Source organism: Vibrio sp. 3-2(1) (assembly GCF_963887575.1).
Classification (GTDB): Bacteria; Pseudomonadota; Gammaproteobacteria; order Enterobacterales; family Vibrionaceae; genus Vibrio; species Vibrio anguillarum.
In genome coordinates, this window is sequence record NZ_CAWPGB010000031.1 from 1 (window position 1) to 5,851 (window position 5,851).

Sequence of the window (5,851 nt, forward strand, 5' to 3'; positions counted from 1 at the left end):
TTTGCATAACAAACGGCTCAAGAGGGATTGGCAACGCGTGGCGGCTTTAGTGCAAAATTGAAGTTCAGTGTTTATAGTGTGTTTTTTGAGTCCGGCGGTGCGTTGTCAACCCCTTAGCCTGGCGTTATGCAGCCCGCTCTAAATCAGCTTGTGATCAATAATGGATAATGAAATTAAGTCAGATCTCACAAATTGAACAATTTTATGGGCATCGATACTGAAAGTTAGTGCCATTTATGTTCTTTTTAAAATAACCAGCTTCGAGTTAAATTTATTAAGGTTTCCAATGTCTGATACTGCTAAATATCAACACTTAAATGTGTTCTTAGTCCATGAAGATCATAAAGCTTCACCATTTCATAAGCTATTGAAAGCTAATGCTGACTATGAAACTTATGAGCTAAAGCCTTCTTTAGAAATATCAGGAGTTTTGTACGTCAAAACTCCGAAAGTTAGCCCACCTAGCTGGGCTGGTTTTGCTGAATCTTTAACATCAATATCTATTAATGAGCTACAAAATAGGTCTAGCTCTGCAGTGTTAATGATCAAAGCAAGTGAAGCTACGATGGCGATCACTTTTGGCTATGGTAGACATTTATTAGACATGGGGTGTTTTGTTACAGATTTTGGTATTAAAACCGCTCTTAATACACTAAATCACGATACACTTCGCAGTATTGATGTCGTTACACTTGATGAGCAAGGCGTTCAGAAAAAATCACAAGCCTCACGTTCGACTAGCGTCGAAGTGTTTGGCATTGATATTTCCAAGGACTTACTAAGAGGTGTTACTGGTTCACCTAAAGTGAATGTTGGGCTATTTAATATCTCTGGGAGTGGAACCACATTTTCTTTTGGCAAAGAAATTGAAATCAAAGATATGCCTTCTTTGGTAAATAAAATTTACACTCATTACAAAAGTTCAGACTACAAAGACTCATTTGCTTGGGTGGACAATATTAGGCGCTTAGAAGAGAAAAAAGATATTGAACCATTGAACCAAAAGTTGATTGATGAGCTTAAGAAACCTTGTCCAAATGTAGTAATTTCGATACCTGAAATGTTGGACTGGGATCTGATTAGTGGTTTTAGCTTTACTCGGAGTAAAGCTAATGTCAAGCCAACGATTGAAAGTGGTGATTATTTCGCAAATTTAGATATTGGCAACCTGTCTATCGATTCTCTAAAAAGAGACCGTTTATATGTCTTTGATTCGAAAGAAGAGGATACAGAATATAAAGTCTATGATTGTGTTTATTTTGAAATAAAAGATTTGAAGAAAACATATATATTATTTTCTGGTGTATGGTACGAAATCGCGGATAGTTTTGTAGACACTATTGATAAGACTCTTGCAAAGATTAAAGTAACATCCCTCGATTTCCCCAAAGTTTATACTTGGGTAGAAACTCCTACAACAGGTAAGAACAAAGGCAAGGTTGTTGAAAAAATTGAGACGGAGGGTGACTACAATGAACGGGCTGCAAGTGAAAAAGGGTATTTTGTCTTAGATAAGAAGTTGGTAAAAAGTGGAAGAACTACTACCTCGATTGAACTATGTGACTTACTCACAGAAGACAGTCAATTTATTCATGTAAAACACCGAAAAGGTGGTTCCGCAGGTTTAAGCCATTTATTTGCACAAGGTAATATTGCTGCAGAAATAATGTTAGGGGATCGCGAGTTCAGAAAAGCTGCTCGTTCCGTTATCCGTAATAAAGTCTCTCCAAAGGTTGTCGAGACAGTACCTTTGGAAAAGTTAGAAAGTACAGTTGTTGAGGTTGTATTTTTAATCCTAGGTGAAGACTCTAGTGGTTTGAAAGAAAACTTACCGTTCTTTAGTAAAGTCAATCTTACTAAAACTTTCGAAAATCTAACTCAGAAAGGTTTTAAAGTTACTGTTGCAGGAGTAGATAAAGAGGCTAAGCCAACCGCGTAGCTGCATAACAAACGCTTCAAGAGGGACAGCCAACGCGCGGCATTTTTATTATGCGTTGGCATTTGTGATTACGGTGTTGTGCGGAAGCTTGGTAGTAGCGTTGTCTGCCCCTTAAGCGGGCGTTAGGCAAAGTGAGTTTTTATCAGCTAAATCGAGTTTGAATTGAACGGTAAATTCAATGTTTTCTGGCTTAAGTTAAGCAATAAATAGTCATCACATATTTGCTGTTTCTTGATCGCGTTGGGTTGCTTATCGTTGTGAATTTAGCGGCAAAATAACCTTCAGCATCCAAACGTCCGCCGAGCATGCTACGCTCGTCACTTTTCTTCCAAACCGCTCAATTTGAGTTTTTTTGTTTCTTTGCTGATTTAAAGTTTTGGTTTATAAATGAATCGGTTAGTTTGTTTTAAATTTAAAAAAGCTCGTCCTTTGGTTGTGAAAGTGCCGGTGTCAATTGGTTGGCCTAACAAACGCTTCAAGAGGGACAGCCAACGCGCGGCGGCTTTAGTACAAAATTGAAGTTCAGTGTTTACGGTGTGTTTTTTGAGTTCGGTGGTGCGTTGTCAACCCCTTAGCTGGGCGTTAGGTGTTATTTGGACGGTCGATTTTATGAAAATTATATATGTTTTAACCTTGATTTTATTAGTGTCTTTGCATGCTAATGCGGCGAGTTTTTCTCCATATAAATTAAGCTATGGTGAAGATGTAATTCTTGAAATTGACAATAAAGGTAGGGTCGTTTATAGCAAAGGTTCAAGTTTTTGTGAAAAAATAAAAAATAATGATGCATATGATATTGTCTCGTTTAATGAAAGGTTTGATGAAAATACAAAAACAAAGCGTCATTTGGAAGTTTTGTGTAAGAGTTATTTCAATAAAGTTGAAAATGAATATTCTGTTTTTCATCGATTGTGCAATGCGGATGTACAGAATCAAGATTTAAAGGAAACTTGTAGTCGTTTGAGAAAGGGCTTTGACGATGTTGTGAAAAAAATAGAGTTTCTTTCATCTATATATCATTCTATAAAAATGGCCGAAGTGGAAAAAGAAAATAATCGTATACTTGAGGAGTCTCGAAAAAGAAAAGAGGAAATTTCTGCGACTTGCAATAATAGATATGATGAAGTGCTAAAAAATGATAGGTTGGGTATTGATGAGATAAATGAATCAATAGTTCAATCACAAGATATTAATCATCTGGTGGCTTTGAGAGATTACAGATTTATGGTTTTTAGTTTGCCTTCTGAATGTAGATCTCAAGAGAGATATAGTTCTATAATAAAAAGTATCGAGTTAGCTAAGAAAAACCTTTCTATTAGCATAGGAAAGCTTCAAAAAGATAAGAAAGATGAAAGTGCTCATCACTTTAATAATAAATCTGTGAAGAAAGAAAACTATTTTTCCATCGATGAATATACAGATAAGATGGCATCTTATGCTACTTTGCTAGGAAGAGCGGCAGCTTGTAACATTAATATTGAATCTGAAATAGAGAAAGTGGGTTTTTGGATGGATTCTTGGTTTGATAGTCTTAACATTCAAAATAAAGAGCGTTCTATGTACCTTCTCACATTTATGAATGGTACTGAATTTCATGCTAAACAACAATTATCTGGGCAAAGTCCGGATAATTGTGAGCAAGTCATAAGGGCATTTAGAAATACTCGTTGGCCTTAAGTGCATAAACACCTAACAAACGCTTTAAGATGGATTCGCAACGTGTGGCATTTTTACCATGCGTTAAGTTTAGTGATTTAGGTGGTGTGCGGAAATATCGTATTACGTTGCTCACCACTTAAGCGGGCGTTATGCTTAGGGGTTCAATCTTGTGGGATTTCTCCGGCCATTCGTTTTGTGTTGTCGGCAAATGAGCATTTTTACCCTAAAATTCATGGTTTACTCAAGCCGTAAAACAGGCAAGGTTCTTTGTTTGCCTCAATCAGTTTTAGCGTTGGCGCGTTGTAAATTCAGTGGGCACAAAGTGTGGAAAGGGCAAGTTTATCGAGCATTTTGTACTTGCTGAAGTTTTCGCTCGTTGAGTTTTCCTGACACAAAAGCTTGGTTTGGTGCTGAAAGGTGGACTTTGTTTTGGCGGCTCATTTATCACAGTTCTTGCTTGGGTTGATTCTTGAATCACTCAACCATTGCAATTGTGGCTTTTGGTCGTGTAAATTCAGTTTATCTCATTGAATTTGCATAACAAACGGCTCAAGAGGGATTGCCAACGCTTGGCGACTTTAGTGCAAAATTGCAGTTCAGTGTTTACGGTGTGTTTTTTGAGTTCGGCAGTGCGTTGTCAACCCCTTAGCCGGGCGTTAGCTGAATGGTGGTAAATATCAGCATGATCGAAATTAGAAAGTATCAAGAATCAGATGCGCTTGATTTATGGGCTATTTTTTATCATACGGTTCGTAATGTGAACTTACGTGATTATTCACAAGCCCAAGTTGAAGCATGGGCTCCAGATGTTTTTTCTTCAGAGATTTGGCAACGAAAAATGAACTTGCTGTCACCTTTTGTGGCTGAAATTGATGGGAAAATTGTTGGTTATAGTGATCTTCAAGAAAATGGATTAATTGATCATTTCTTTTGTCATCATGAACATCAAGGTAAAGGAGTCGGACGCCAGTTAATGGAATATGTACTCAGAGTGGGTGAGTTACAAGGAATTACTAGGCTTTACTCTGAGGTGAGTATTACAGCTCGTCCGTTTTACGAGAGATTTGGCTTCAAGGTTATAGAAGAACAAACCATAGAAGTTCGCGGTCAAAAGCTGTGCAACTTTGTCATGGAGAAATTCAGCTAACAAACGGCTCAAGAGGGATTGCCAACGCTTGGCGACTTTAGTGCAAAATTGCAGTTCAGTGTTTACGGTGTGTTTTTTGAGTTCGGCAGTGCGTTGTCAACCCCTTAGCCGGGCGTTAGGCTATTCAGAGGATACGATGACAGATTTAAAAAATAATGAGCAATATTTCGACGTTTCTTTTGAGAAGCTTTCCTCACCTGATGAGAAATATAGCGACGTCGAGTTTGAAGATTGCCAATTCTCCGACTGCGATTTTTCAGCGGTTAAGTTCCAGAAATGTAAGTTCACAAACTGCACATTTGAACGCTGTAATTTGAGTTTGGTGGATTTTACAAACTCAAAGCTCTTTGAGCTTAAATTTCAAGACAGTAAGTTAGTTGGCGTTGATTGGACGAAAGCGACATGGCCAGTTTATCATTCAGACTTTGAGCTAAGTTTTAAGCGTTGTATTTTAAATGACTCGTCTTTCTTTGGCCTGACCTTAAATGAATTGGTTTTGGATGAATGTAAGTTGCATGATGTTGATTTTCGTGAAGGTAACTTTGCAGGTTCAATAATGATTTATAGTGATTTTAGCCACAGTTTATTTATGAGAACAAATTTGCAAGGGGTTGATTTCCGTGAATCAACAGCATACTCCATTGACGTACTAGAAAATAACGTTAAAAAGGCTAAGTTTTCACGATATGAAGCGTTGAGCTTATTAGAAAGCTTAGGTATTGAATTGGTGGATTAATAGCCTAACAAACGGCTCAAGAGGGATTGCCAACGCGTGGCGACTTTAGTGCAAAATTGAAGTTCAGCGTTTACTGTGTGTTTTTTGAGTTTGGCGGTGCGTTGTCAACCCCTTAGCCGGGCGTTATGTTTTTAAGAGGAAATCATGTTTACATTGGATGTTGATACCGATCTGAAACTGGCTTTGGTTACTCCCAAGTATGCTTCGGCCTATCTTGAAATTGTCAGTCGAGAGCGAGAATATTTGAGTCAATGGTTAGCTTGGCCTCCTCATGCAAGCAATGAAGAGTTTTTTCTTAGCTTTATCAAAAGTTCATTGCATGATTATGCTGATGGAAAATCCTTGGTTTGTGGGATGATTTACCAAGATA

4 protein-coding genes and 1 pseudogene are annotated in these 5,851 nt (G+C 37.8%); all 5 read left to right on the plus strand.

The window, feature by feature from the left end; genetic code table 11:
• Positions 1 to 286 precede the first annotated feature (286 nt).
• Positions 287 to 1,939 (plus strand): TIGR04141 family sporadically distributed protein, encoded by a 1,653-nt coding sequence (locus tag AACQ79_RS11070; protein ID WP_170899870.1) that lies wholly within the window; start codon positions 287 to 289, stop codon positions 1,937 to 1,939.
• A 609-nt stretch (positions 1,940 to 2,548) separates the two neighbouring features.
• Positions 2,549 to 3,616 (plus strand): hypothetical protein, encoded by a 1,068-nt coding sequence (locus AACQ79_RS11075; protein WP_170899871.1) that lies wholly within the window; start codon positions 2,549 to 2,551, stop codon positions 3,614 to 3,616.
• A gap of 664 nt (positions 3,617 to 4,280) precedes the next feature.
• On the plus strand, positions 4,281 to 4,745 hold the full coding sequence (locus AACQ79_RS11080; protein WP_094182984.1) for a GNAT family N-acetyltransferase: 465 nt from the start codon (positions 4,281 to 4,283) through the stop codon (positions 4,743 to 4,745).
• 136 nt (positions 4,746 to 4,881) lie between these two features.
• Positions 4,882 to 5,481, plus strand: coding sequence for a pentapeptide repeat-containing protein (locus tag AACQ79_RS11085; protein WP_170899872.1), 600 nt, complete (start codon positions 4,882 to 4,884; stop codon positions 5,479 to 5,481).
• A gap of 144 nt (positions 5,482 to 5,625) precedes the next feature.
• A pseudogene (locus AACQ79_RS11090) lies at positions 5,626 to 5,851 on the plus strand (GNAT family N-acetyltransferase); the annotation flags it as partial.

Coding starts and splice junctions, on each gene's coding strand:
- AACQ79_RS11070 (WP_170899870.1), top strand. CDS start 287: ATGTCTGATACTGCTAAATATCAACACTTAAATGTGTTCTTAGTCCAT.
- AACQ79_RS11075 (WP_170899871.1), top strand. CDS start 2,549: ATGAAAATTATATATGTTTTAACCTTGATTTTATTAGTGTCTTTGCAT.
- AACQ79_RS11080 (WP_094182984.1), top strand. CDS start 4,281: ATGATCGAAATTAGAAAGTATCAAGAATCAGATGCGCTTGATTTATGG.
- AACQ79_RS11085 (WP_170899872.1), top strand. CDS start 4,882: ATGACAGATTTAAAAAATAATGAGCAATATTTCGACGTTTCTTTTGAG.